A 24,949-nucleotide genomic window follows, 5' to 3' on the forward strand; every position below is an offset into this window, starting at 1 on the left:
CATGTGGGGGTCAGCTGGCGGCGCGCAGCGGCGCCATCTTCCACAGCAGCGCGCGGAACGGGGCCAGCAGGCAGACGCCGATCGCCAGCTTCACCGCCAGGTCACCCGCCGCCCAGCTCACCCACGGCAGGGCGGAACCAGCAAACGCGATCGACCAGAAAATGGTGGTATCCACCGTCGCACTACAGGTGGTGGCCACCATCGGTGCGCGCCACCAGCTGCCACGGCGCAGACGATCGAACACGGTGATGTCCAGCAGCTGCGCCACGATGAAGGCCGAGCACGAGGCAATGGCGATGCGCGGCGTCGCCACCCAGATCGACAGCAGCACCGCCACCAGGAAGCCGATCCACGCTACGCGGCGCGCCGGGCCCGGGCCGAAGCGGCGGTTGATCAGGTTGCTGACCAGGAACGCCACCGGATAGCTGAAGGCACCCCAGGTCAGCCAATCGTTGATCGGATACTGCACCAGTACGTTGGACAGCAGCACCACCGCGCCCATCGCCAGCACCGCCAGCACCAGGGCGCGCGGGGTCAGCGGGGCGAACAGAGGGGCAGGACGCACGGACATGGCGAGCCATGGGGGGACAAGGGGAATTACCCATTATCCGCCCGGCCCGCGCCAAATCCAAAAACACTCGTTCAGCTTTACAGCGCCTCGCTCATCACATCGCCCGCGGCGTAGGCGGTGGGCACGTAGGCCAATGCCTGGCCCTGCGCGCTCTTCACGGTCCAGCCGGCACCGGCCTCGGTGGGGTCGAAATGCACCCGCTGCCCCACCACGAACGCGGCGGTCTGGTCTTCATGCACGCGCGCCGGCCACCGCAGGGTCGCGGTCTGGTCGGCCTTGTCCGGCACCTGCAGCTGCACCTGGCGCTCGCCCTCCGGGGTGGTCTCCACCTTCTTCACCTCCATCGGCGGCAGCGGCACCGCCTTGGTGCGCTGGGCTTTCTCACGGCGTTCGCTGGCCTTGAACGGCGCCTTGGACAGTTCGGACAGGCCTGCCGATGCGGCAAGGGGCACCGAGACCACGATCACCGAGGTGATCAGCACGCTGGCCTCGCTGCTGTTCAACTGTGGCGCGGCGCCAGCATGGGCGGTGGGCACCAGCAGTGCCGAGAGCAGCAGGGCGGACGCGGGAACGCGCAGGCAACGGAACATGGAGACCTCCTGGTCAATGTGAGGACGGCGGCTCAGCGCCGGGTATCGAAGATGTCGCGCGGGCCGGTGGCCTCGGGCAGGTATTCCAGCGGACGGCCCTGGTTGTCCTTCAGCTGCCAGCCCTGATCGTTGCCGGTCGGCTCGAAGTTCACGGTCTGGCCCACGGTGAACTGCACGGCCGGATCACCGATGCCGCGCGGGTACTGCATCGAGGCGGTGTTCCGCGGATCGTTGGCATCGCGCAGCTGCACTTCCCGTCGGCCATCGACGGTGGTGGCGATGGCGCTTACCTGCATCTGCGGCAGCTTGATCTGCTGCGGGCGGGCAAGCGGGCGGCCTGCGTCGGCTGCGTCCTGGGCTTCCTGGGCCGCCGCCGCACGGGCCGCGTTCACCATCTGCGAGGACATCTCCAGGCTCGGTCCCTGTGGGCCCGGGTCGTGGATGATGACGATGCGGCGTTCGGCATGGGCGGCGTTCGTGCAGAGCAGGCCAGCAACCATCACCATCGACATCAGGGAAACAGGCAGTGCGCGCATCTCGTTCTCCTTGCAGGATTCAGGGCGAGGCAGCGGTGGCTTCAGCCACCGGCACATGAGGGATCACCAGTTCCTGCTGCAGCTGGCTGCGCTGGTGCAGGAAGTCGAATACCGATTCCACGGTCACCACCGAATAGTTGCCGGAAATACGCTCGCCGGCCGGATGGTCGGTGGTGGTGGCGTTGGCCACGAACAGGCGCGCACCCACGCGCTTGCCGAGGCCGATATGCAGCACGCTGGGCTGGTACTTCTGCTGGCGCAGCCACTGCTGGGCCTGTTCGCGCTTGACGATGGCGGGTGCCCCATCGGCCTGCGCCATCGCTGCGGCCAGCACTTCCAGCACCCACTGGTTTGAGTTCTGGTAGTCGGTGGCGAACGGGTAGGCGACCACGTTGTACCTGGTTTCGTGCAGCGCCTTGGGCTGGATCGACGGCGATACCAGCATCGCTTTCAATGCAGCACGCAGCGGTGCCGAAGGCACGCCAATGCGCAGGTCGGTATGCCCGCCGCTCTCGCCGACGAAGTTGCCCAGGCCTTCGTGGTACAGCTGCGAGCTGTCGGTCTTGCAACGGTTGAGCAGGTGCATCGCGCGCCAGCGGCCATCGTCCTCGCGCAGCAGGAAGGCCAGGTGGCTGTGTCGCAGGCCGTAGCGGCTCAGATCCTGGCCGCCGCGTGCGGCGACCACCACGTCCACATCCGGCAGCGCGTCCAGGCGTTCGGCGGTGGTCCAGGCCACGTCCAGCATCGCCGCCTGCGAGGCGACGCTGGGGTAGCGTTCGCGGCACTCGGAACTGTTGGCCCAAGCGGGCGCGGTCACCAGCAGGCTGGTGATCAGCAGCGCAGCGCGGGGCAGGCGGGAGAAACGATCCATGTCGGTACCTTCAACGGCGGGCAGGCCCGCGCGCCGATCATACGCCGGTCAGCGCAGCGGACGGTCCACGCCCTTGCGCTTGAGCTCGCGGTCGCAGGCCTCGCTGATCGGCGCGATCGGCAGCGGCGGGCGCTCGCCCGTCTTCGGATCGCGCAGCGCCGGCTGTTCGCGGTATGCATCCAGCTGCTGCTGGCACTGGTAGGAAATCGGGTCCAGCTCGGTGGGCGTAGTGGAGCAGGCAGCGAGCAGGGCCAGTGGCAGCAGGAGCAGGGGGCGCATGAAGACGTTCAGCGTGAGGGGGGAAGCTGGACTCTAACCGTGCAGCCGGATCCAAATGTTCAGAAATCGCTGCGCACCCGGTTAACGGAGGGCCGGAGCAAGTCGGGGGCTTAGGCCATGTCGCGGGGCTTGGGCCGCGGCGCGGTAGAGTCGACTGTTAGCCGACTATCGCGCGCAGCGCGGGGTTTTCAGCGGTATCGCCAACAGCAGTCGACTAACAGTCGACTCTACAACTCCTTCGCTGTTTTCCCGGGCTCTTGCGAAAAGCCAAGCCGCGCTTTCACTTCCGCGGCCACCCGAGCGGTCTCGCGCAACGGCTCGATGCGGTCGTACTGCCAGTCCAGCCAGTGCGCCTGCAACCGCCCGCGCTCGCGCAGCTGCTGCTGGAAGCGCGCCAGCCGACCCTGCGCGGTATCGGCCAGCGCCACCATCACCGGCATGCGCGTGGCGCAGGCTTCAGACAGCAGGTTCACCGAATCAGGCGACACCACCACGCGGTTGGCCCAGCCGAGCAGGCCGCCATAGGGATTGGTGCCGTCGCCACCATCGCCCCAGATCACGTGCGGCAGGTCCGCGAAGGTCGCACGCAGGATCTCGGCCAGTGCCGGCGGCGTGCGTCGCGAGGTGGTGGCCAGCAGGCTGCCACCCTCGCTGCGTATCTGGTCGGCCAGCGCACGGAACACAGCGACCATCGCCGTTTCATCCCACGGCGCCAGCGGCGTCGGTCCACCCACCAGCAGCGCGGTGCGCGGGCCGGGCAGGGTGCTGAAGCCGGCGAACGCGGCGCGGCCCCAGGCCAGCCAGTCATCGTCCACCGGGTTGAGGCTGCCGAGCAGGGTCAGCACATTGCTGCCGCGCAGGGCATCGTGTTCGGGCACCACCACCACATCCCAGTGGCGTGCAGCGATGCGCGGGTCGAGGATCTGCACCACCTGGCTGCCACGGGCGCGCAGCACGCGCAGCGCGCCCGCAGCCTGGCGACCACAGCCGATCGCCAGTGGCGGGGGCTCGGCGGCCAGTGTCGCGAAGGCCTCGCCGTAGCCGTTCACATCGCCCGGCAGGCGGCGCGGCGACAGCCAGCGCCAGGGGGCGCGCGGCTGCAGGACCAGCGGCCGATGGGCGCCCTGGCGCAGCGCCGAGGCCAGCGCGACCGCCTGGCGGACATTGCCCGCGCGGCCGTCAGTGACCGTCCAGGGTGCGCTCGATCGTTTCACCATTGGCATTAATTCGTTTCAGCCCTGCTGGGTGTTGCAACAGTCGCGACACTCTACACTGCGGCTCGTCGATTCGCCCCGCGCCGCCCGCGGGCACTGACTTCCCTTCGCTGCCCTGGAGATCCACCGATGTCCCACGCGCTCGACGCTGCTGCCCTCGATCAGCTGTTCCGTACTGCCCGCACCCAGAATGCTTTCCTGGACAAGCCGGTTCCTGAGAGCCTGTTGAAGGAACTGTACGACCTGGTGAAGTGGGGCCCGACCGCCGCCAACACCACGCCGGCCCGCTTCGTCTTCGTCACCTCGAAGGAAGCCAAGGAAAAGCTGGCCCCGGCCCTGTCCGAAGGCAACCTGGCCAAGACCATGGCCGCGCCGGTCACCGTCATCATCGGTTTCGACCTGGACTTCCACGAGAAGCTGCCCTATCTGTTCCCGCACACCGATGCCAAGGCCTGGTTCGATGGCCCGCAGGAAGGCCGCCACGAAGCCGCCATCCGCAACGGCAGCCTGCAGGGCGCCTACCTGATCCTGGCCGCGCGCGCGCTGGGCCTGGATGCCGGCCCGATGTCGGGCTTCGACCCGGCCAAGGTGGACGAAGCATTCTTCGCCGGCACCGCCATCAAGTCGAATTTCCTGGTCAACCTGGGTTACGGTGACTCGGCGGGCCTGTTCCCGCGTCTGCCGCGCCTGTCGTTCGACGAAGCGGCGCGCATCGCGTAAGTCGTTGTATCGGTTTCGGGCCCGCCGTCCCGCGGCGGGCTCTTGCTGCACCGTGTACCCACCCTACGATCCGGAGAGTTCCTGAGATGAGCGCCACCCGTAAACTGCTGCTGCCGCTGGCCCTGACCCTGGCCATCGCCGCCTGCTCCAAGCCGGCCGACACCGCTGCCCCGGCCGCCGATGCCGCCGCCCCGGCCACCACCGAGCAGGCCGCCACCCCGGCGGCTGATGCCGCTGCTGCCGCCCCGGCCGCCGAAGCGATCAAGATCGCCTCGGGCACCTACAAGCTGGACCCGAGCCACACCGACGTGCTGGCCCAGTGGAGCCACTTCGGCTTCTCCAACCCCAGCGCGCACTTCGGCAATGTTGAAGGCACCCTGGTGTACAACGCCGAAGACGTGACCAAGTCCACCGTGGAAGTGAAGCTGCCGCTGAGCGGCCTGAACAGCTTCACCGCCAAGTTCGACGAGCACCTGAAGAGCGCCGACTTCTTCGACGCCGCCAAGTTCGCCGATGCCACCTTCAAGAGCACCAAGGTGGAAGCGGCCGGCACCAACAAGCTGACCGTCACCGGCGACCTGACCATCAAGGGCATCACCAAGCCGGTCACCCTGGACGTCACCGTCAACGGCGGCGGCGAGCACCCGATGGCCAAGGTTCCGGCGGCTGGCTTCGATGCCACCACCACCCTGAAGCGCAGCGATTTCGGCGTCGGCGCGTATGCCCCGAACGTCAGCGATGAAGTGAAGATCCGCATCACCACCGAAGCCACCGGCGAAAAGCCGGCGGCTTGATGCCCCCCGCTCACTCGTCGTGAGAAGGCAGAAGGCCCGCTGAAAAGCGGGCCTTCTTTTTGGGCAATGCGATCCCCGTCGATGGCGCGTGGAAACTTCGCACTGCGTGGGAAACCTGCACTGCACGAGAACCCTGCACCGCGCGGAAAACCTGCACTGCACGAAAACCCTGCACTGCACGGAAAACCTGCACTGCACGAAAACCCTGCACTGCACGGAAAACCTGCTTTGGTAGAGTCGACTGTTAGTCGACGGCTCTTCGCGGGATGCCAAAACCCCGCGCTGCGCGCGCGAGTCGACTAACAGTCGACTCTACCGCTGGTCGGTTCCATCACGCGCCGGTCGGTTCCATCACACGCCGGTCGGTTCCATCACGCGCCGGTCGGTTCCATCACGCGCTGGTCGGTTCCATCACGCGCTGGTCGGTTCCATCACGCGCCGGTCGGTTCCATCACACGCCGGTCGGTTCCATCACGCGCCGGTCGGTTCCATCACGCGCGGGTCGGTTCCATCACACGCTGGTCGGTTCCATCACATCGTGCGCGGCGCGCTCAGCGCAGCGTGCCCAACCATGCCACGCAGGCTTCGCTCGGGCTCTGCTTGGCCTTCACCGCCAGCCCGCCCACGCGCACGAAGGTCTGCGCCGCCTGCGCCACCACCTGGCGGGCGATCAACGCGGCCTGCTTGGTCGCAGCCTGCTGCTTGCGCAGCTGCACGATATGCACCGACGGGCGGCCCACCGGCGCGTACTTCTGGTCGCGGCGCAGCACGTCGGCCACCTGCGCCACTTCGAACTCGGCCTGCAGGTAGCGGTGCTGTGCTTCCACCAGTTCGCGCAGCGGCGTGCGCAGGGCAACGGTGTCGGCGAAGGCGGCCAGCGCCGCATCGCAGGCGGCGTCATCGGCAAAGCGGGTACGCAGCGCATCCACGCTGGCCAGGGTCAGTTTGGCCATGTGGGCCTCGTTGCTGCAGGAAAGGAGCGCGATTGTCGCATTGGTTGGCGTGCTCCGGGCCGGGAGGCTTCCGCTTTGGTAGAGTCGACTGTTAGTCGACTGCTCTTGGCGCGATGCCGGAAACCCCCGCGCTGCGCGCGTTAGTCGACTAACAGTCGACTCTACCTGGCTGGCATTTCAGGCGCAGCCGCACCCACGGAAGGAAGACCCATGCAGGACGCGCAGTACTGGTTGAACGAATTCTGGTCGGGCCTGAGCCTGCTCGACCTGCTGGGCGGCAGCCTGCTCGGCACGCTGCTCGGCCTGGTTCTGGGCCTCCTCGGTTGGCGCTGGCTGCATCGCCGCGGCTGGCTGCAGCGGCGCAAGCGCTGGCATCACTGGCTGCTGGCCAGCTACGTGGTGCTGCTGCCGCTGGCCACCGCCTTCTTCGGCCTGCAGCTGGGCTTCACCGCCGGTGCGCACCGCGCGCTGTTCAAGCAGCTCGATCATTTCCAGCCACACCTGCAGACGCTGGTGGAAGGCTGGAGCGAAGGCTTCACCGATTCGCTGGACGACCCGCGCATGCGCGATGCATTGCGCAGCCAGGGCACGGTGGGCGATGTGGCCGAGACCGTCGCCTCGGCCTATCTGAGCGAACACCCACTGCCCGGCCTCGACCGTCTTGGCGATGGCCCCTTGGCACGCGGTGCGGGTTGGGTGGACGCGGCAGGGGGCCAAGCCGCCGGTCGCGGTCCCTGCTGTAGAGCCGAGCCCATGCTCGGCTCATCGCGCGTAGCGCGATGGGTCCATCGGTGGCCGAGCGGAGAGCAGCCGAGCGTGGGCTCGGCTCTACACCGTCAAGAGCGTGCGGACCAACGGTCCGCACCCACCGCCTTTTGATCAATCGCCGTCGGTTTCGTCCGGGTGGGCCTTCCAGTAGCCAGTGGAACGAATCCAGTCGCGCGGCACGCCCAGGTGGCCTTCGATGAACTTGCGCATCATCCGCGCACGGCGTGATTCGGTGGCGATCCAGTAGAAGACATCACCGTCCGGCGCCTCGAAGTCGGTCAGCATGTCTTCCAGCAGCGTACTGCTGGCCGCCGGGAAGCCGTTGCGCTCCAGCCAGTGGATGCGCACGTTCTCGTACTGCGGCAGGTCCTGGCGCTCGGCCTCGTCGCGCACTTCGATGAAGGCCTGCACCTCGGCGCCGTCCGGCAGCACGTCCAGCCAACGGGCGATGGCGGGCAGCGCGGTTTCATCGCCGATCAGCACATAGGCGTCGTAGGTGTCGGCCACCACGAACGAGCCGCGCGGGCCGCCGATCACCAGCGTGTCGCCCGGCTGCGCGCGTTCGGCCCACGGCCCGGCAATGCCCTGGTCGTGCAGCACGAAGTCGATGGCCAGCTCGCCGGTCTCGTGGTCCCACCAGCGCGGGGTGTAGTCGCGGGCGGGCGAGGGCTCCTTGCCGTCCGGGTAGCTGCGGCCTTCGGCGGTCAGCACCGGCAGCACCATCTCGCCCGCAGCGTTGGGGAAGAACAGCTTGATGTGGTCGTCGGCGCCGGGCGAATCGAAACCGGCCAGGTCGTCGCCACCCAGCACGATGCGGCGCATGTGCGGGGTGACCTCTTCGGTGCGCAGCACGGTCAGCTCACGGAAGCGCACATCCAGGCGCAGGCGCGTGTTGTTGTGTTCGGTCATGGGGATACCTGTAAAGGTGTCGCGCGGGGGCGCGCGGCATGGGGGAGGACCTGGCTGGAATCAGTCTGGCTGGGTCGTTGAAATCGGTGGTTGCTCGTTACCGGCGGTACCGTTGAGCAGGGCCGAGGCCCGGGTCAGCAGCGCGGCCACTTCGTCCGCCTCGCCCTCGGCCCAGCGTCCGTGGTGGTGCACCAGCGCCCGCTTGAACTCGTGCAGGGCGCCGGCCAGCGGCGCCGGCAGCGAGGCCTTGGTGATCTCGCGGGCACGGTCGAAGGCGCGTCGCTGCGCCAGCCGCACCTGGGTGCGCTGCACCTTCAGCTCGAACTCGCCGGCGGCGGTGATGCGGAAGATCCGCTTGCCGTCCACTTCCTCGGCCTCGATCCAGCCGGCCTGCTCGAAGCTGGCCAGCAGCGGGTACATGGTGCCGGCGCTGGGCGTGTAGGCCTGCATGAACTGGTTGCTGATCAGCTGCATCAGCTCGTAGCCATGGCGCGGCTGCTCGCCGATCAGGGCCAGCACCAGCAGGCGCAGGTCGCCACGGCTGAGCACGCGCGGCTGGCCGTTGCGACGGGGTACCGCCGAATCGGTGGAACGGGCTCTGGGAGAGGGGCTTCGGCTCATTTCGATATATCGGTAAACGAGTGTGCAAACGATATATCGATATGTCGAAAGCGACAACACCCGATCCGGCCACAAGCACGTGCAATTTGGGCCACGGCCAGCGCCATCCACAGCAAAAGGGGCGCCCCTTGCGAGGCGCCCCGGCGATGCTGTGGAAGGGAGCAGGGCCACCAGGCCCATCACTCACGGGCCACCTTGGGCCCGCGGTCTGCGGCAGTCCAGAGGCGGGTGCGACACGTTGTCGCCGGTTCAGTAGCGAAGCCCGAACGTCGCCCGCCGTGGCCCCGACGCTGCCCCACAACCGTCATCGGCCGCAGTAACACTGCGTCCTGCACATGGACGCAGCGGTCCTGATGCGACAGCCGGGCACCGGCCGCAGGAGGCCGTAGCGGCCGGAAACAGGGGCCTGTCCTGCTGCTGGACAGGGCGGGACAGGCCTTGCGGACACTGGCCGCCTGCATCCATACGCCTGCGTAGCCAAGTGACGAAAGCCCTTGGTGCGCTACACTTTGCGGTCTAGAAATCTATACAACAGTCGCGCGCGTGCGTGCGGTTATGGGAGCGCTAATGAACTGGTTGAACGAGGTGCTGAACAACGACCCGAATCCTGTGGAAACCCAGGAGTGGATCGAGTCGTTGAAGGCCGTTATTGATGTCGAGGGCTCCGAGCGCGCGCATCAGCTGCTGGAAGGCATGGTGGAACTGACCCGTCGCTCGGGCGCCTACCTGCCGTTCTCTCCCACCACCGAGTACGTCAACACCATCGAGCCGCAGCTCGAGGCCAAGAGCCCGGGCAATGCCGAGCTGGAATGGCGCATCCGTTCGATCATCCGCTGGAACGCGATGGCCACCGTGGTGCGCGCCAACCGCAAGCCGGGTGACCTGGGCGGCCACATCGCCTCGTTCGCCTCCGGCGCCACCCTGTACGACGTGGGCTTCAACCACTTCTGGCGCGCCCCGAGCGAAAACCACCCGGGCGACCTGCTGTTCATCCAGGGCCACAGCGCCCCGGGCATCTACGCACGTTCCTTCCTGGAAGGCCGCATCAGCGAAGAGCAGCTGGACAAGTTCCGCATGGAAGTGGACGGCGGTGGCCTGTCCTCGTACCCGCACCCGTGGCTGATGCCGGACTACTGGCAGACCCCGACCGTGTCGATGGGCCTGGGCCCGCTGGCCGCCATCTACCAGGCGCAGTTCATGCGCTACCTGGAAAACCGTGGCCTGATCGAGAAGTCCGACCGCAAGGTGTGGTGCTTCATCGGCGACGGCGAGAGCGACGAACCGGAAACCCTGGGTGCCATCGCCCTGGCCGGCCGTGAAGGCCTGGACAACCTGATCTTCGTGGTGAACTGCAACCTGCAGCGCCTGGACGGTCCGGTGCGCGGCAACGGCAAGATCATCCAGGAACTGGAAGGCGTGTTCCGTGGCGGCGGCTGGAACGTGATCAAGCTGCTGTGGGGCGGTTATTGGGATGCCCTGCTGGCCAAGGACACCAACGGCGTCCTGAAGAAGCTGATGATGGAAACCGTCGACGGCGAATACCAGAACTGCAAGGCCTTCGGCGGCGCCTATACCCGCGAGCATTTCTTCGGCAAGTACCCGGAAACCGCCGCGATGGTCGCCGGCCTGAGCGACGACGACATCTGGCGCCTGAACCGTGGTGGCCACGACCCGCACAAGGTGTACGCCGCCTACCACCAGGCCGTGAACACCAAGGGCATGCCGACCGTCATCCTGGCCAAGACCGTGAAGGGTTACGGCATGGGCAGCGCCGGTGAGGCACTGAACCCGACCCACCAGACCAAGAAGCTGGACGACGAAGCGGTGCGCCACTTCCGCGACCGCTTCAACATTCCGGTGACCGACGCGCAGCTGGCCGACGGCCAGGTGCCGTTCTACCACCCGGGCCCGGATTCGCCGGAAGTGCAGTACCTGCAGGAACGCCGTGCCGCGCTGGGCGGTTACCTGCCGCAGCGCCGCCGCAAGGCCGACAAGACCTTCGTGGCGCCGAAGCTGGAAGCCTACGAGCGCCTGCTGAAGAGCAGCGGCGAGCGCAGCTACTCCACCACCATGGCCTTCGTGCAGAGCCTGAACATCACCCTGCGCGACAAGGAACTGGGCCCGCACATCGTGCCGATCGTGGCCGACGAAGCCCGTACCTTCGGCATGGAAGGCCTGTTCCGCCAGATCGGCATCTACGCGCCGTTCGGCCAGAAGTACAAGCCGGTCGACGCCGACCAGCTGATGTTCTACCGCGAAGACCAGAGCGGTCAGGTGCTGCAGCAGGGCATCAGCGAGCCGGGCGCGATCAGCTCGTGGATGGCCGCCGGTACCAGCTACTCGGTCAGCAACGTGCCGATGCTGCCGTTCTACATCTACTACTCGATGTTCGGCTTCCAGCGCGTGGGCGACATCGCCTGGCAGGCCGCCGACATGCGTACCCGTGGCTTCCTGCTGGGCGGTACCGCCGGCCGCACCACGCTGAACGGTGAAGGCCTGCAGCACGAAGATGGCTTCAGCCATCTGGTGGCTGGTGGCATTCCGAACGTGCGCAGCTACGACCCGACCTTCGGCTTCGAAGTGACGGTGGTTCTGCAGCACGGCACCAAGCGCATGATGGAAGACCAGGTGGACGAGTATTACTACGTCACCCTGATGAACGAGAACTACACCCACCCGGAAATGCCGGAAGGCGCGGCCGAAGGCATCGTCAAGGGCATGTATCTGCTGACCGACGCCGGCAAGCCGAAGAAGGGCGAGCTGCGCGTGCAGCTGCTGGGTTCGGGCACCATCCTGCGCGAAGCCATTGCCGCCGCCGAGCTGCTGGACAAGGACTTCGGCGTGACCGCCGATATCTGGAGCTGCCCGAGCTTCAACGAACTGCGTCGCGATGGTTTCGACGTGGAACGTGCCAACCGCCTGCATCCGGAAGGCGAGCAGCGCAAGGCCTACGTGACCGAGTTGCTGGAAGGCCGCCAGGGCCCGGCGATTGCCGCCACCGACTACGTGCGTGCGTATGCGGATCAGATCCGCGCGTTCGTGCCGATGAGCTACACGGTGCTGGGTACGGATGGTTTCGGCCGTTCGGATACGCGTGCGAACCTGCGCCGGTTCTTTGAGGTTGACCGGTACTACATCGCGCATGCCGCGATTGCGGCGCTGGCGAAGGAAGGGAAGATGACCGCGAAGGATGTGGCCCGGGCGATCAAGCAGTACAAGATTGATCCGGAGAAGGCTAATCCTGTTGGGATTTGATTTCGTCAATTAATTGTCGCGAAAAGAGGGCGGCCATTGGCCGCTCTCTTTTCATTTGGGGAGCCCAGAACCCGCTGTCAAATTCCCTTCAGCTCTTCCTAGAGAGAAGTGACTAGGCTTCCGATTTCACATAACTCGATACGTCTGCTTGGAGAGGCCTTCACGTCTGCTGGACAGTCTCAAGGGAATGTGTAGTGCCAATTCCAGCTGAAGCTGGTGTGCCAAATGCGACATCCCCTGGTAGTCTTCTAGGACCTAAAGGCTCAGTTCAGGGAGGGGCAATGGCTGTCACATGGGATCCACTTCAAAACGGTAATGACATTGATGGCGAGATAATTGCTGCCGCTCAGAAGAGACAGATAAAGAACATCCTCAAATCATATGTTGGGATGTACGACTCGTTCTCAGAGCTTCTTCAGAACGCGCTCGACGCGCTTGACAGACGATGTTCTGAGGATGGGGATGGCTATAAGCCAAAGCTTTGGATCAGAATTGATCTAGCTGAAAATTCATTTTCGGTAGTTGACAACGGCGTTGGATTTAAAGAAAAAGAGTTTAAGTCGTTTCTTGCGCCGAATATTTCTTTCAAGGATGGAAGGAAGACGCGGGGTAATAAAGGGGTGGGAGCAACCTATATCGCATATGGGTTCGATAGCTTGACATTTGCGACTAAAGGTAACGGCTATCTTTTTTGTGGCGAAATGCTGGGAGGTCGGACTTGGGTTGATGACGAGAACGGTATCGTCGTCAGGCCTGTCGTTGAGGAAGCCCTGAGTTCAAGTCAAACTTTTGATGCGATTGATCGAGGCTCCTACTTTCGGATTGTGTTCGGAGGTGTAAATTCCAGGCCGAAGTCGCTGTCTTGGTATCAGGCCACAACTGCCGAGCAATGGCTTTATCTTCTCCTGATTAGAACACCTTTGGGATCTGTTCCCTTTATCGGAGAGGCGGAGTCTAAGGTGACCTTTGATTTAGAGGTGATCAGTCAAGATGGAGCTGTTACAAGCATTTCGAATGCTCCGCCCTCTTATATGTTTCCGCACCTTAAAATCAAGGCGAGTATAAATCTTAAAGATGTTCTTGATTATCAGGAGAAGGCTCTCAAGGACGGGAAGGATCCTGGGGCTCTACCCTCAAAGTACTCAAAGCTAAATGGAATATACGAGTTCTTTGATACTGGTAAGCTTCTCGAGATGAGATCGCTAGGCGTCGATGAAGATATTTCGAGAGTTATTTCCGAGTTCTCTGTGGAGGCTTACGGTTATTTTTCTTACTCAACTTCGATCTGGGATCAGTTGAACGATTCAGTCGCCAAGTTGAGAAGGGGATACCGAATTTTGCGGGGCGGTCTCCAGCTCGCGAACAATAGGATGATTCAAGGGGACTTAATCGTGATCCCGCTGACTTCGAATACTGGTTATCAGAATCAAGCTCATATATTAGTTCACTTCAAAGGCGCAGACCCTGACCTGGGAAGAAAGGGATTTCAGCCCGAGCTGAGAACCGCGGCTGAGGCTATATCCGTAGCTATCGTCAACCGTCATAAGCAGTGGCGATCAAAGCTTCTAAAAACGGACAGCGGAGCTAAGCCGGAAATCTCCAAAGAGCTGGAATTGCATGAATGGGTAAGGCAGCAGGAAAAATACGAAAGTGATAATCCCCTAGTTATTGAAAACAAAAATTTCTTTGCTCCGGTTCGAGAGATTTCAATAACTTCGATTCCTCAGTCTGAGCAGGATGTAATTGTCCTATTTAATCAACTAATCGCTGGCGGCGTTATTCGTGGCATACGCTTGCTTGCTACCAATCAAGTTCGCCAGTACGACGGGATATTCAAGTTCTCGATTAAGGAGCCGCTCGCTAATCACGTCTTCGACAAGATGACGAACCCCCTTGGAGTTGAGGAGCTTCATCATGATGGCGAGCGGGTTAGTGCTCCCAAAATACTTGAATACAAGCATAGCCTTGACGGGTTGATTAGAGAATTTGAGAATGGAGAGAAAAGCGAGAAAGATGTCCATCTCGCGGTAGTTTGGGATATCGGAGAGGAGTGGAAGCGGACTTATGAGGCATTATCCTTGCTGGATCTTGACAACATTCATCAGCGTGATTTTCACGGCCTCACGCATGTTTTAAGTTCAGGCAACACAAGGCTCTATCTGATCGTTCTCAAAGAACTCGTGGCATATCTCAATAATGTTGACGGCGTTCAGGATTTTCAGAAGGTAATGTATGGAGGGGGCGGACAGTAGAATTGCGCCTTGATTCTGGCCAAAGCGATGTTGTTCTGAATTGCTTGCAGGGAATTCAGTTCGCGCCAGCGCGATTTTTTGATTCTTCTCCCATCTAAGGGATGCTCACGGCCGGCCCGCTAGCTTGTGGTTATCAAGACTACAAGCTAGGGCCGGCCGTGGCCGAGTGCCTCCCCCGGGAAAGCTGGGTCAAAGCGCAGCAGGGAGTTCGCCCGCATTGCGTACCATGGCAAGCGAGGGGCGCGATGAAGAGGTCCCGTTTCATCGAGGAGCAGATCGCGAGCGCGCTCAAGTACGTCGAGCTGGGTATGGTGATCGGCCAGATGTGTCGCGAAATGGACATCGGATGCGACTTTTTAGGTCAAGTGCGCCGCGCAGTTGCTCGCGCTGTCTATCCTTTCCAATCTGTGGATGGTGCGCCGGCAGGTGGTGTCAGCTCGGGGCTAATCATGCCTGAGTGGGGGCCAGGCCGCCGAAGATGCATACGGGGACTGGGAGTCATCAAGTCCTAGAGACCGCCGCGCTGAAAATGCACTGATTGGTCGTTTGTTGGCGCCTTGACAGGAGCATTCCTAAACCAACAATGGCCGAAAGTGCATTTGGACAAGAATTATGGGTAGGGCGATAATTCCGGTGATTCATCGGTTTGGAGCGTTAGCGATAGCATCGACTCCTATCATCAGGGTCAGCTTCTGCCGCGGCTGCGCCAGGCCATTATTGTGTCCCTGGTATAAAGGTCTAGAGCAGAATGCCCAGCTGATCAGGGTTTAAAGGAACCTGTTTAGTCTTCTTCGCCCCGCTCTTCCTATTGCGCTGGCCAATCGGACTGACGATACCCCAATAGGTGGCAGCTTGAGCGAGGGTCATGCGCAGCAACTCCCTGCTGCCAAGCTCCACCAACTTTTTCGGTCGAATGGGGCGCAGTCCAGCAGCCTTCATAATTTCCGAAGCCACGGCACGCGCCAACGGCGGCGGGACTGAGTTGCCAATCTGGCGAGCGCCGTGCCACTTGGTCTCATGGAAACGGAACCAGTCCGGGAAGCCATGCAGACGCGCCATCTCACGCACGGTGACGCACCGGTTCCACTTGTAGTGGATGGGCCGTGGGCTCGTGAATGCGCCACGTGCCGAATCCGTGCCCGCGCGCAACGTGTTGCTGACTCCTTTTGGCGGCAGCTTGAGAAAACGAGAGATTGGCTCAACCTGGCCTGGAACGGTTTCTGCAAAGCGCCCGCGAGAAATATCGCTGTGGTTGGAGCGCATGCTGGACGTCATCACGGCCGGATCCCAGGCTCGGCGATATCCGAATGCCCAGCCATCCATCCCGTCGCATCGCATCAGTGACGCATACGCACTGGGTTTGCCTGTCTTCCTGATCCGAACTTCGTCAGTGACATTCAACTCCTGGAACCGTTCGGCATCCGGAAGGTCGTCCAGAGCGTCCTTGCAGGTGGGGCCTGAAGGAAGGCTCGAATCCTTCAGGCCGGGTTTCGCCGTGAGTGCGACCGGATAGTTGGGTACCGTCAGGCCGCGCTTGGCGCCCATCAAGAACAGTCGCTGCCTATCTTGCGGAACACCGTAGGAATAGGCGTTCAGCACCTTCCATTGAGTGACCACCTCGTAGCCCGCGGCCTGAAATTCCTCAATGAGCTCCTCAAGGAAGCGCCGGTGCTTGCCAAGCGTCAGTCCTTTCACGTTCTCAAAGACGAAGTAGTCCGAGTCGAGCTCGCGCACAATGCGGACGAAGTCCTTCACCAAGGAGTTGCGCGGGTCGTCGAGCGCACGTTGGCCCATCAGGGAGAACCCTTGGCAGGGCGCGCCGCCGAACACGACGTCGATCCTGCGGTCTCCAACCTTCGCTGCCGCACGAATCTGATCACCTGTCAAATCCGTCACCGAGCGGGGAATCACCGCACAATTCGGGAAATTGAACGCGTGGATCGCTGCATGGACGGGGTCAATCTCCACAGCAGCCACCACATCGAAGCCGGCTTGCTCGAAGCCAAGGCTGAGGCCGCCGGCTCCGGCGAAGAGATCAATTCCGATGGGTCTAGTCATGTTGCCAATTATAGAGCGGAGGAGGTCCGATGTTGATCGGAAAAGCGCCAGTCCAGGAGTAGGGGCTGGGGGGGGGGGCTGGACGATCCTAGATGCGCGCGGTCTCATAGCCTGAGAACGGCAAGATGAACAGCTAACCTCAGAGCGAACGCTTGGGCTAGAGTAGCTAGCATGGGCAGGTCGGCAGCTGGCGCTGCCGCAAATTTGCCCTAGCTACATCAGCCCTACGTTGACCGGATCTACAAAGGAAGAATTTTGAGCCCCTCCAGGAAATCCGCAAAGCCAAATCGCTACGTCGAGCTCATTGAAGAGATCTTCTTGAAGGGATACCGGGCGGGGGCCACGCGTGTGCCGTTCGAGCGGGAGGATCTCGAAAGGGCGGCGGCCGAAAGAGGGGTGCGGCTGCCGAAGAACCTCGGCGACGCCATCTATTCGTTCAAGTACCGCAGCAGTCTTCCAGCTTCAATCCTGCAGACGGCGCCTGATGGTCTGATGTGGGCAATTTATAGTGTCGGTCGTGCCAAGTACGAGTTCCGGCTGGAGCGTCCCCTCTCTATCGAGCCAAGGGCGAATCAGTTAGTTGTAAAGATTCCTGATGCGACACCGGAGATCATTCAGGCGCATGCGCTTGGCGACGAACAGGCCTTGCTCGCGAAGGTGCGATACAATCGGTTGGTAGATGTTTTTCTGGGGATTACCGCGTCTTCTCTTCAGAATCATCTGCGCACGACGGTAAAGAATATCGGCCAGATTGAGATTGATGAGCTGTATGTTGGGCTTGATCGCCATGGATGCCAGTACGTGATCCCAGTTCAGGCCAAGGGTGGCAAGGATAAGCACGGGAGGCAGCAGACAGAGCAAGATGTTGCGTGTTGTCGCGAGAAGTTCCCGGGGCTGATCTGTCGCCCAGTCTCCGCGCAATTCATCAATGCGAACAAGATTGCGATGTTCGAGCTCGCAATGCAGGATGACGAGATCAAGGTGGTCTCTGAGGAGCACTACGAGCTGGGGTCCTCAGCCAATATTACGGCCGACGATTTGGCGCTCTATGCGGGTCGGAGAAAGATCTAGTACGTGAATGTGGTGGCTCAGCATTTTCGCTGATTCATCCGAATTCGCCGGATCAATGACGCACAGCCATATCCCGTCGCTCCAAGTACTCGGAATCATGTGGGTGGATTTCATCTTGATGGCGTCAGGCCCCGACATCCGCAGTTCCTGGGATTGCACGTCGTTCATAAGAACGCCGTGCAGTCCCGAGCCTAGTCATTGCCGAGCACATTATCTGTTGCGTTGAAGGCTAACGCGGCTTGCAGATTTTTCAGTTCGGATCAGTCCGCTCGCAAAGCCCCAGGGCAGGTCAAAGTGTTCTGACGGTCTCGGGGCTGCCTCTTGCTCTTTGCTTCGATAAAACTGGATTGATCTCGAACTACGATCTCTCACAGATGGCCAATGCCCCGTACCGCGCCGATATAGACCACAGACCTCATTGGTAGCTCTATAGCTCTACAGACAGCTAGGAGACGAGAAAGAGAACGGGGCGCGACAAAGCGCCAATGGCTGCCAACCGCGTTACAGATGGCCGGGCCCATCTGGGCTACTCCCGCACCTGCAGTCGCTCAATAGCCTGCGCAGTCAATGCCACACACGCCATCTTCAATCCTTCCATCACCCGGTCCCCCAGGTACTCCTCGGGCGCGCCGTTCTGCCGAGTCCGCTCCGCAGCCAGCATCAGCTCCGCCACCACACGCAGCCCGGCCAGGGCGCAATCCGCATCCGCCAACTGTAGGCAACGCCCAGGAAGTTGATGCCGCTCCGGCCAAGGCTGGCCGTCCGCAGCCGCCCCGGTACCGATGCGATGCAGCGTGGCGACGAACGCGTTTGGATCGGGGGAGGGCGCGCGCTCGGTCTCGGCGTTGTCCGGATCGTACTGCGCGTGCAGGGAACGGAAGTCCGATGTGTTCATGGCAATGCTCCGTACAGGACAGACAGCAGCGCCACCAATAAAGGTGGCGGACGGTGCGGGCTCGAAAACCGGTAAATGCCAGACCGGCGGGTCCGAAGACCCCCACGCACCGCCCGCCATGGAACGCGAACGGATTGCCAGCCGACACCACATAAAAGGTGACGTCGGCTGGCAAGCGCATACAGCTGGCATAAACACGGGTTTTCGAGTCCCGCGCCACCCTTTTCCGGTGGCACGCCAAGAGATACCCGCGCAGCTGCCAAATGCCAAGAAACTGCAGAACCGGCGATCGCCAGTCCTGACGCTTTCGGCATTGTCGCACACGGTGTTAAGCCGGCAAGCGATTGCGCCGCAACGGTCTTGAAGGGCTTGGCGTTATTGGCCCCAAGTGCAGGAATGCCCGCAGTCAGGGCCATGGAGTAGGGTCAATCGCGACAGATTGGGCCGGCGGCTCAGCCGGGCGGCGCCTCGGCCGGAGGCACGAAGCTCAGACGCACCCGAACCCGCGCATGCCGTGCGACGCCCTCAACCACGACCGGATCAAAGCGCCACTGGTCCACTGCGGTAAAGGCCGCAAGATCGATCTCCCGCAGTCCACTCGACCGCACCACCATCACGTTGGAAACGTGGCCCAGCTCATCCAGCTGAGCAACTAGCAGCACCTGCATGGGACCCTGCAGCAAGGTATCGGGCGGCGTGGCAGGGGTCGTTGAATAAACAACGGCAGGCGCCTGCTGCAGCTCGAAGGTGGGGTTGTCACCACGCTCTACGAACACTTCAGTGGAAACCTGCGGGTCTGCCGCCATGGCCATGGCAGGTGCAGCGCCCAGCAGCATCAGAACGAGGTTCAGTGCCAGGGCGGTGTTCAGGCGGGGCATACGTGGCTTCCATTCCGGTGCGCTGCCAGCATAGCGGCCATCCACTGGCATCGCTTGCCTTGAATGCCGGCGTGGCGGACTGCTGCACGTGTCATACGGGCGTGCCCGGCCGTGGCCACAGCGCATCGTCGCGCTCCAGGTCGTAGTCGCTGCCGAACGCCAGTGCAGCCTCACGTGGCGGGAGGTCTGCGTAGCAGCCCAGCAGGTATTCATCCATGCCGGCATCGCTATGGTCGATGGCGAACAGGTGGAGGAGCTCCTTGTCGAAGGCTTCCAGCCATGTGGGATCGACTCTGCTCATGGTCGTCCTCCGGTGGGGAGAGAAGGATGGTTGTATTGCATCTCACAGGATGGGATGCGGCCGCGTCACTTCTCCATATTTCATAGTTTTCTGATTGTCCACCAATGCTCGCAACGGTAGAACAATGCCATTGTTTACTCATCGGAGCGTGTCACGCCTGATGCGGTCCAGGTCGTCCTCAACCCACTGGCAGTAGCTCGCAGCCCCATCCAGGCACGGCTGCTCCAAAGAGGCTCAAGTCCCTCGTGGGGCTGCCGATACCGACCTCAGGTTCGCCCTGCGACGTGCAGTGTCGCAGGGTTGTCGCACGCTATGGGCCGGCGCTGTTGCCGGCCAGCAGGACACGGGAAGATGTTGATGACGGGATGTCACCGCTGGAAGGTCCGGGTATGAGCCGGGCTGGTCACCGCACACCGCCGCCTGTGCCGGCGGATCATGCGCTGCCGGCCGTGCGTCAACCGCGCTTCTCGCTGGAGAAGGACGTAATCCTGGCTGCGCAGACACGCGTGCAGCTGCAGGAATGCCTGGCCCGCATCCGCCACCATCGCACCATCTACCGCGAATGGGGATTCGAAGCGGTTGATCCGCTCGGTCGTAGCAGCGTCATCAACTTCCATGGGCCCCCGGGCACGGGCAAGACCATGGCTGCCGAAGCGCTGGCCGGTACCCTGGGGCTGGGCTTCCACCACATCGGCATTGCCGAGCTGGAAAGCCGCTACATGGGCGAAACCGCCCGCAACATCCAGGCCGCTTTCAGGATGGCCCACGACAGCGCCTCGCTGCTGTTCTTCGACGAGGCCGATACGCTGCTCGGCGCACGCCTCTCCAACGTGACACAGGGCGTGGACAACGAAGTCAACGCGATGCGTTCCACCCTGCTGATCGAGCTTGAGCGCTTCGAGGGCATTGTGGTATTCGCCAGCAACTTCGCACGCAACTACGACGAAGCCTTCCGCAGTCGTATCAGCTATCACATCCACTTCGACCTGCCCGACAGGCTTGCCCGCCATGCGCTCTGGGACCGCATGCTGGTGCCCGGCATTCCGCTGGCTGACGAACGGGCGGCTCTGCTGGGGCGGGCCGCCGACGCTTCGCACGGTCTTTCAGGGCGCGACATCCGCACCTGCCTGCGACTGGCGCTGCCCAAAGCGCTGCTGGACGCAGACAGCCAACCCGCTCTGGCGAAGCTGGGCTGGCCGCACCTGCAACAGGCCATCAGTGACGTGCAGCGCGCACAGCAGCAGGTCGGGCGCAATGCGTCTTTCCCTGCCGCCGCGCAGGCGGCCCGCGATCTTCTCGGCGTGTAAGCACGCCCTTCCTCTACCACCAAAGGAACACAGCCATGGGATGGTTCACCAACGCAGTTGCGGCAACCGCACGCTTCGTCAGCACGGCGGCACAGACGGTTGCCAGTGCCGCACAGAAGACCTGGGAAGTAGTCAAGAAAACCGCGGTCAAGGTTGTAACCCTGGTAGCCAAAGACGGCGAGAAGACCGTCGCCAAGGCCAAGGATCTGTGGAAGACCGCGCGCCCCTACGTGAAACAGGCGACGGCGTTGTTGCACAAGGCAGGTGCTTCCCATCCGCTGATCAAGAATGTTGCTCTTGCCGTTGATGCACTGTTGGCACTGGAGAAGTCCCCGGTGCTGCACTGGATTGACAAGGCAGTGAGCTGGACCATCGAGCTCGCCAAGCGAATGAACGCGGCGATGGAGCAGGGGGTGCAGGTGGAGCTTGATGCTGCGGAGCGCGTCCAGGCCGAGCAGTACCAGCAGAAATTCCGCGATGTTGCCGGTAGCTTCAGCGGCGAGCAGGCCCACGCGGTGTCGGTGGTGGCGATGGTCAATGATCTGGTGCTTGCACAGGACAAGGTCAATGCACTGGTGGAGACCGGCGAGGTGGTCGACGTCGACCACTTCCTGCGCCTGCGCGCTACGCAGAAGCTGCTGAAGGAAGCGAATGCACGGTTTGCGACGGTGGATGCGGAGAGCCGCATTGATGCGGACGACATGTTCCTGGTGCGCGTGGCATCTGATCTGCTCAATGCAGATCCTTCTCTGTCGAGCGAGGATGCGCAGGCGCTGGACGACCTGCTGCAGCGCCGACATGGCCGCGGCCTGCTGCCGTTCGCCTTCGAGGAAATGCTGCCTGCATGGCACATGCGTAACCAGGCACTGGAGGCGCAGTGGGAGGAAATGAACGACACGCTGCCCGCCAGGCAGGTGAAGCTCCGCCGGCTGGAGGCGGAACTCTCCATTTCGGCAGATGGGCGCCTTGATGAAGCCGAACAGGCGGAACTGGATATTCTCCGTCTTTCCGTACCGCTTGAGCAGAAAGCATTCGACGACTTGGCGGAGGAAAAGCTGGCGCTGTCCCAATACCTGCATGCGGCTGAAGGCTTCCTGCAGGTACTCGAGCGCCCCGCAGAGGAGCTTGAGGCGGCTGGAATGGGCTACCTGATTGATGCCGGGCAGCAGGTTGGTGAGCTCATCATCCAAGGCGCTGAGCAGGGTAGGCAGTGGAACGAGTTCACGCCCAGGCAGCAGGAACTGATCATCGATTTCGCCAACATCTTCGAAGATGAATGCCTGGAGCGCGTGCAGCGCCTGGTTGAGGTTGCGGCCTGATGCTGGGGCACGTTGTTGACTTCGTCAAGCCGGATTTCAGCGAGCCGTTCCAGCTGGCCTTCTTCACGATCATCCTTGGTGCCGCAGCGGCGACCGTTGTGGGGGTGTGGCGCACTGCACGGCCTGATAACTGGAAGGCCAACTGGGAAGGCGCGGGGCGCGGCAATACCGGACTGGATGTAGACCATGGTTCGTTCAACGATGTGTGCGACGCCGTTGCCACCAAGCCGGAGAAGTATGCGGAGATCGTACCGGGACTGCTCCTGATCTTTGGCCTGTTGGGTACCTTTGTGGGCCTGGGTATTGCCTTGGACAGTGCCTCTTCCATCCTGCGCAATGCCAACGCGCAGAACGCGCTTGATGGCGGCATGGGCAACCTGCTGGAAATGATGGGGGGCTTGGGCACCAAGTTCAGGACCTCCACCTGGGGCATCCTCGGTTTCCTGCTGGTAAAGCTGATGTTGGCGGGCATGGGGCGGGAGACCCAGCGGCAGCAGTGGGTGATTGCCCGCATGAAGCTGGAGATGGACAAGGCCCGGCTTGCCGGCGAGCACCTTGAAGAGCAACGCAGCCAACGCATGCAGGATGCGCTGTCCGAAGTGGCCGTGCACATGGATGGTTCGCTGGACGAGCTGCTGCGGCAGGATCGCGGCCTGCGCCTGGCGCATCATGACGGTACGGCCGAAATGATGCAGCAGGCTGTGCAGGCGCTGGGCCTGCAGTTCATGGCGGCACTGGACCAGGATCGCAGCCTGCGGCTGCAGGCTGACCGTGCTGCGGCAGAACAGCTGACGGTGCTGCTTGGCGAGGCGTTCACGCAGCTGCAGCAATGCATGCAGGCCGATCAGGCCGCGCAACGGGGTGTGGCAGAGCAGGCTGCGCAGGCACTGGAAGCGCTGCTCACCAAGCAGGAGCAAGGTAACGATATTGCGCTGGATACCCGGCAAGTGCTGATGGGGTTCACTGCCTCGCAGAAGGCCTTCAGCGCTTCCATCCAGCACAGCGCCGATACCATGTCGGCCGCAGCTTCCAACATGAATGATGCTGCCGAGGACGTGTCTGGCGTCATCGCAGCCTTCGACGATGGCGTACGCAACACGCTGGGAACAATCAAGGAAGAGCTGGGAGGAACCATCGAACGCATGGATACCTCGCTGCGGGACAGCGTCAGCGCCATGGCCAGCAATCTGGGGACGATCGCGAGTGGCTTGAGCAGCTCGATCGATATGTTCACGACGGAATCAAAGCAGACCCTGGGGCAGGTTTCGAAGAGCATCGAAACGTCTTCCGACAGGCAGCAGAAGGGTCTCGAATCGCTCAAGCTCGTCACCGATGCGGCTCAGGAGAGCATCGCGAAGTCGACGAACTACATCAAGGCCAACAGCATCAAGATCAAGACCGGGCTCAAGGCGGTTTCAACTGCGGCCCGAAGCGCGGCGGAAGTGGGGGCGCAGTTGAAGGTCGCGCATGCCAGCCTGGAACTGGTGGGTGAGACTCTGCACAAGGTTCAGGCGGCGATGCAGCGCGATGGTAGTGAAGGCCAACAGCTACGCGAGGTGGTGCTCCAAGGCACCAAGGACCTGGTGGATGCGCACCAGGGTACCGATGTCCTGCTGAGGCGCCAGGCCGACAATCTGGAAGCGCTCAATGTGGAACTCCGTCGCCTGGTCCAACCCAAGGTGGAGGATGAGGCGGAGCTGGCCGGATGAAGGACAAGCCCAACGAATGGGTGGCCATCTCCGACCTGATGGCCGGCGTGCTGGCGGTGGTGATGCTGATGCTGGCCGTGGTCGTCCTGCAGCGCCAGTTCGCCGAGGCCCAGCACCAGCGCGACCTGGCTGCGCTGGATGCCGCCACTGGCAACCCGGTGGCTGAGCTGCTGCAGCAGGTGCAGGGAACCCTGGGTACACAGGGGGCAGGGCATTTGATCAGCGTAGACGTGGCCAGCCGTCGCATTACCCTGCGTGACGGTGTGTTCGCGCAAGGAAGTGCCTGTGTAACACCTGCCGCCAGTGCGGCCATGCAGGCGGTGGAAGCACAGGTGGAAACCTTCCTGCGCGACCACCCCGCAGGGCGGATCTTCGTGGAAGGGTATACCGATGATGCACCGGTAAAGCGCCCTGTCACTGACCTCGCGCGGTTCTGCACCGTCTACGACGACAACTTCGCGCTGTCGGCGGCGCGTGCCCGCGAGGCGCGCAAGACCCTGCTGGGGACGCTGGATGCCACCTCTGCACGGCGGATCGTGGTGGCCGGCTATGGCGACTCGCGACCATTGGCCGAGGTGCCGCCATCCGACCCGCGCAATCGCAGGGTGGAAGTGTTCTTCACCCTGGACGGCAGCCGTAGCTGAGCCATGTCGCAGCTTTCAGCGCTTGCCGGCCCGGAGCCAGGCTTCGGGCAGCCCCTCAAACAGGCTGTCCAGCGCGGAGGCAGGGCGGCACACCACCGGTGCCGACTGGCAGTTGGGGCAGTGGGTGAAATGGTTGAAGCCCTTGATGCGCACGTCCCCGCAAGGTGGAGTCGTGCGTTTCCAGCTGCAGTGGCTGCAGCTGTAGGTCCAGTGCTGCGTGCGGCCCCACATGGCAACCGCACTCACTCTTCTTCAGCGTTGTTGTACTGCTCGCTCAGCCAGCGACCCAGTCCATACAGCGCCCATCCGTATACAACCGTTGCTCCGATGATCCTGAACATGATCTTCCTCGTGGGGTCATTGCGTGCAGCCTTGGGGCGTCCGTGCCCCGCTGTCGTTCCGTGGTCTTCCATTCTGCGCAGGGCTGCGACAGC

The 24,949-nt window shown here is 62.7% G+C and carries 23 protein-coding genes; 10 read left to right on the forward strand and 13 right to left on the reverse strand.

Annotation, left to right across the window (positions count from 1 at the left end; translation table 11 throughout):
* Nucleotides 1-10 precede the first annotated feature (10 nt).
* From AC5P8Z_RS18775 to AC5P8Z_RS18800, 6 genes are all read right to left on the reverse strand, one after another.
* Entirely contained in the window at nucleotides 11-571 is a 561-nt protein-coding gene (locus tag AC5P8Z_RS18775; RefSeq protein ID WP_286070746.1) for a queuosine precursor transporter, read from the reverse strand.
* Between the two features lie 77 nt (nucleotides 572-648).
* A complete protein-coding gene (locus tag AC5P8Z_RS18780; protein ID WP_295568452.1) occupies nucleotides 649-1,161 on the reverse strand; it encodes a hypothetical protein in 513 nt (170 codons plus the stop codon).
* 32 nt (nucleotides 1,162-1,193) lie between these two features.
* Nucleotides 1,194-1,697: a hypothetical protein gene (locus AC5P8Z_RS18785; protein ID WP_286070748.1), complete on the reverse strand. Its 504-nt coding sequence runs from the start codon at nucleotides 1,695-1,697 to the stop codon at nucleotides 1,194-1,196.
* Between the two features lie 19 nt (nucleotides 1,698-1,716).
* Nucleotides 1,717-2,568, reverse strand: a complete 852-nt coding sequence (locus tag AC5P8Z_RS18790; RefSeq protein ID WP_495229733.1) for a DUF2145 domain-containing protein — start codon at nucleotides 2,566-2,568, stop codon at nucleotides 1,717-1,719.
* A 48-nt stretch (nucleotides 2,569-2,616) separates the two neighbouring features.
* Nucleotides 2,617-2,847, reverse strand: coding sequence for a hypothetical protein (locus tag AC5P8Z_RS18795; RefSeq protein WP_286070750.1), 231 nt, complete (start codon nucleotides 2,845-2,847; stop codon nucleotides 2,617-2,619).
* Between the two features lie 227 nt (nucleotides 2,848-3,074).
* On the reverse strand, nucleotides 3,075-4,064 hold the full coding sequence (locus AC5P8Z_RS18800; RefSeq protein ID WP_495229734.1) for a mitochondrial fission ELM1 family protein: 990 nt from the start codon (nucleotides 4,062-4,064) through the stop codon (nucleotides 3,075-3,077).
* Nucleotides 4,065-4,190: 126 nt separating this feature from the next.
* Here AC5P8Z_RS18800 and AC5P8Z_RS18805 point away from each other — a divergent pair, with 126 nt between their 5' ends.
* Nucleotides 4,191-4,781 carry a malonic semialdehyde reductase gene (locus AC5P8Z_RS18805; RefSeq protein WP_286070752.1) on the forward strand — a complete coding sequence of 197 codons (591 nt, stop codon included), beginning with the start codon at nucleotides 4,191-4,193 and terminating at the stop codon, nucleotides 4,779-4,781.
* A gap of 86 nt (nucleotides 4,782-4,867) precedes the next feature.
* Complete coding sequence (locus AC5P8Z_RS18810) at nucleotides 4,868-5,575, forward strand: YceI family protein (protein WP_005415047.1); 708 nt, start codon at nucleotides 4,868-4,870, stop codon at nucleotides 5,573-5,575.
* Between the two features lie 551 nt (nucleotides 5,576-6,126).
* On the opposite strand, the gene AC5P8Z_RS18815 is transcribed toward AC5P8Z_RS18810, so the two are convergent.
* Entirely contained in the window at nucleotides 6,127-6,528 is a 402-nt protein-coding gene (locus AC5P8Z_RS18815; RefSeq protein ID WP_495229735.1) for a hypothetical protein, read from the reverse strand.
* Between the two features lie 210 nt (nucleotides 6,529-6,738).
* Between AC5P8Z_RS18815 and AC5P8Z_RS18820 the strand changes: the two genes are divergently transcribed.
* On the forward strand, nucleotides 6,739-7,407 hold the full coding sequence (locus AC5P8Z_RS18820) for a hypothetical protein (protein WP_286070754.1): 669 nt from the start codon (nucleotides 6,739-6,741) through the stop codon (nucleotides 7,405-7,407).
* On the opposite strand, the gene AC5P8Z_RS18825 is transcribed toward AC5P8Z_RS18820, so the two are convergent.
* Both AC5P8Z_RS18825 and AC5P8Z_RS18830 read right to left on the reverse strand, forming a co-directional pair.
* A complete protein-coding gene (locus tag AC5P8Z_RS18825; protein WP_495229736.1) occupies nucleotides 7,408-8,205 on the reverse strand; it encodes a siderophore-interacting protein in 798 nt (265 codons plus the stop codon).
* Between the two features lie 60 nt (nucleotides 8,206-8,265).
* Nucleotides 8,266-8,826 (reverse strand): PadR family transcriptional regulator, encoded by a 561-nt coding sequence (locus AC5P8Z_RS18830; protein WP_295568437.1) that lies wholly within the window; start codon nucleotides 8,824-8,826, stop codon nucleotides 8,266-8,268.
* 567 nt (nucleotides 8,827-9,393) lie between these two features.
* Between AC5P8Z_RS18830 and aceE the strand changes: the two genes are divergently transcribed.
* Complete coding sequence (gene aceE / locus AC5P8Z_RS18835; RefSeq protein WP_495229737.1) at nucleotides 9,394-12,081, forward strand: pyruvate dehydrogenase (acetyl-transferring), homodimeric type; 2,688 nt, start codon at nucleotides 9,394-9,396, stop codon at nucleotides 12,079-12,081.
* 194 nt (nucleotides 12,082-12,275) lie between these two features.
* Complete coding sequence (locus AC5P8Z_RS18840) at nucleotides 12,276-14,333, forward strand: ATP-binding protein (RefSeq protein ID WP_495229738.1); 2,058 nt, start codon at nucleotides 12,276-12,278, stop codon at nucleotides 14,331-14,333.
* A 738-nt stretch (nucleotides 14,334-15,071) separates the two neighbouring features.
* Here the strand turns inward: AC5P8Z_RS18840 and AC5P8Z_RS18845 are convergent.
* Nucleotides 15,072-16,391 (reverse strand): DNA cytosine methyltransferase, encoded by a 1,320-nt coding sequence (locus AC5P8Z_RS18845; protein ID WP_495229739.1) that lies wholly within the window; start codon nucleotides 16,389-16,391, stop codon nucleotides 15,072-15,074.
* Nucleotides 16,392-16,646: 255 nt separating this feature from the next.
* Between AC5P8Z_RS18845 and AC5P8Z_RS18850 the strand changes: the two genes are divergently transcribed.
* Nucleotides 16,647-17,462 (forward strand): endonuclease, encoded by an 816-nt coding sequence (locus tag AC5P8Z_RS18850; protein WP_495229740.1) that lies wholly within the window; start codon nucleotides 16,647-16,649, stop codon nucleotides 17,460-17,462.
* Nucleotides 17,463-17,988: 526 nt separating this feature from the next.
* Here the strand turns inward: AC5P8Z_RS18850 and AC5P8Z_RS18855 are convergent.
* The 3 genes from AC5P8Z_RS18855 to AC5P8Z_RS18865 all read right to left on the reverse strand — a co-directional run bounded on the left by AC5P8Z_RS18855 (nucleotide 17,989) and on the right by AC5P8Z_RS18865 (nucleotide 19,536).
* Nucleotides 17,989-18,357: a hypothetical protein gene (locus tag AC5P8Z_RS18855; protein ID WP_049433451.1), complete on the reverse strand. Its 369-nt coding sequence runs from the start codon at nucleotides 18,355-18,357 to the stop codon at nucleotides 17,989-17,991.
* 452 nt (nucleotides 18,358-18,809) lie between these two features.
* Nucleotides 18,810-19,235, reverse strand: coding sequence for a TonB family protein (locus AC5P8Z_RS18860; RefSeq protein ID WP_495229741.1), 426 nt, complete (start codon nucleotides 19,233-19,235; stop codon nucleotides 18,810-18,812).
* Between the two features lie 91 nt (nucleotides 19,236-19,326).
* Nucleotides 19,327-19,536 carry a hypothetical protein gene (locus AC5P8Z_RS18865; RefSeq protein ID WP_495229742.1) on the reverse strand — a complete coding sequence of 70 codons (210 nt, stop codon included), beginning with the start codon at nucleotides 19,534-19,536 and terminating at the stop codon, nucleotides 19,327-19,329.
* A 389-nt stretch (nucleotides 19,537-19,925) separates the two neighbouring features.
* On the opposite strand from AC5P8Z_RS18865, the gene AC5P8Z_RS18870 reads away from it, so the two are divergent.
* The 4 genes from AC5P8Z_RS18870 to AC5P8Z_RS18885 are packed head-to-tail and all read left to right on the forward strand — an operon-like array spanning nucleotide 19,926 to nucleotide 24,515.
* A complete protein-coding gene (locus AC5P8Z_RS18870) occupies nucleotides 19,926-20,843 on the forward strand; it encodes an ATP-binding protein (RefSeq protein ID WP_197654786.1) in 918 nt (305 codons plus the stop codon).
* Between the two features lie 35 nt (nucleotides 20,844-20,878).
* The gene (locus tag AC5P8Z_RS18875; RefSeq protein ID WP_126560613.1) at nucleotides 20,879-22,162 is read left to right on the forward strand and encodes a hypothetical protein; all 1,284 of its coding nucleotides are present in this window, start codon (nucleotides 20,879-20,881) and stop codon (nucleotides 22,160-22,162) included.
* Nucleotides 22,162-23,871, forward strand: coding sequence for a hypothetical protein (locus tag AC5P8Z_RS18880; protein ID WP_495229743.1), 1,710 nt, complete (start codon nucleotides 22,162-22,164; stop codon nucleotides 23,869-23,871). Before AC5P8Z_RS18875 ends, AC5P8Z_RS18880 begins: the two co-directional genes overlap by 1 nt.
* Entirely contained in the window at nucleotides 23,868-24,515 is a 648-nt protein-coding gene (locus tag AC5P8Z_RS18885) for an OmpA/MotB family protein (protein ID WP_495229744.1), read from the forward strand. The genes AC5P8Z_RS18880 and AC5P8Z_RS18885 overlap by 4 nt, the downstream gene beginning before the upstream one ends.
* The last annotated feature ends 434 nt before the right edge of the window (nucleotides 24,516-24,949 follow it).

Source organism: Stenotrophomonas sp. YJH_SMC_17, from assembly GCF_059371655.1.

Excerpts from the sequence above, each read along its gene's own strand:
- AC5P8Z_RS18830 (WP_295568437.1), bottom strand. The coding sequence starts at position 8,826 with ATGAGCCGAAGCCCCTCTCCCAGAGCCCGTTCCACCGATTCGGCGGTA.
- AC5P8Z_RS18885 (WP_495229744.1), top strand. The coding sequence starts at position 23,868 with ATGAAGGACAAGCCCAACGAATGGGTGGCCATCTCCGACCTGATGGCC.
- AC5P8Z_RS18790 (WP_495229733.1), bottom strand. The coding sequence starts at position 2,568 with ATGGATCGTTTCTCCCGCCTGCCCCGCGCTGCGCTGCTGATCACCAGC.
- AC5P8Z_RS18860 (WP_495229741.1), bottom strand. The coding sequence starts at position 19,235 with ATGCCCCGCCTGAACACCGCCCTGGCACTGAACCTCGTTCTGATGCTG.
- AC5P8Z_RS18785 (WP_286070748.1), bottom strand. The coding sequence starts at position 1,697 with ATGCGCGCACTGCCTGTTTCCCTGATGTCGATGGTGATGGTTGCTGGC.
- AC5P8Z_RS18815 (WP_495229735.1), bottom strand. The coding sequence starts at position 6,528 with ATGGCCAAACTGACCCTGGCCAGCGTGGATGCGCTGCGTACCCGCTTT.
- AC5P8Z_RS18780 (WP_295568452.1), bottom strand. The coding sequence starts at position 1,161 with ATGTTCCGTTGCCTGCGCGTTCCCGCGTCCGCCCTGCTGCTCTCGGCA.
- AC5P8Z_RS18795 (WP_286070750.1), bottom strand. The coding sequence starts at position 2,847 with ATGCGCCCCCTGCTCCTGCTGCCACTGGCCCTGCTCGCTGCCTGCTCC.
- AC5P8Z_RS18800 (WP_495229734.1), bottom strand. The coding sequence starts at position 4,064 with ATGGTGAAACGATCGAGCGCACCCTGGACGGTCACTGACGGCCGCGCG.
- AC5P8Z_RS18865 (WP_495229742.1), bottom strand. The coding sequence starts at position 19,536 with ATGAGCAGAGTCGATCCCACATGGCTGGAAGCCTTCGACAAGGAGCTC.
- AC5P8Z_RS18775 (WP_286070746.1), bottom strand. The coding sequence starts at position 571 with ATGTCCGTGCGTCCTGCCCCTCTGTTCGCCCCGCTGACCCCGCGCGCC.
- aceE (WP_495229737.1), top strand. The coding sequence starts at position 9,394 with ATGAACTGGTTGAACGAGGTGCTGAACAACGACCCGAATCCTGTGGAA.
- AC5P8Z_RS18875 (WP_126560613.1), top strand. The coding sequence starts at position 20,879 with ATGGGATGGTTCACCAACGCAGTTGCGGCAACCGCACGCTTCGTCAGC.
- AC5P8Z_RS18880 (WP_495229743.1), top strand. The coding sequence starts at position 22,162 with ATGCTGGGGCACGTTGTTGACTTCGTCAAGCCGGATTTCAGCGAGCCG.
- AC5P8Z_RS18845 (WP_495229739.1), bottom strand. The coding sequence starts at position 16,391 with ATGACTAGACCCATCGGAATTGATCTCTTCGCCGGAGCCGGCGGCCTC.
- AC5P8Z_RS18855 (WP_049433451.1), bottom strand. The coding sequence starts at position 18,357 with ATGAACACATCGGACTTCCGTTCCCTGCACGCGCAGTACGATCCGGAC.
- AC5P8Z_RS18825 (WP_495229736.1), bottom strand. The coding sequence starts at position 8,205 with ATGACCGAACACAACAACACGCGCCTGCGCCTGGATGTGCGCTTCCGT.
- AC5P8Z_RS18820 (WP_286070754.1), top strand. The coding sequence starts at position 6,739 with ATGCAGGACGCGCAGTACTGGTTGAACGAATTCTGGTCGGGCCTGAGC.
- AC5P8Z_RS18805 (WP_286070752.1), top strand. The coding sequence starts at position 4,191 with ATGTCCCACGCGCTCGACGCTGCTGCCCTCGATCAGCTGTTCCGTACT.
- AC5P8Z_RS18870 (WP_197654786.1), top strand. The coding sequence starts at position 19,926 with ATGAGCCGGGCTGGTCACCGCACACCGCCGCCTGTGCCGGCGGATCAT.
- AC5P8Z_RS18810 (WP_005415047.1), top strand. The coding sequence starts at position 4,868 with ATGAGCGCCACCCGTAAACTGCTGCTGCCGCTGGCCCTGACCCTGGCC.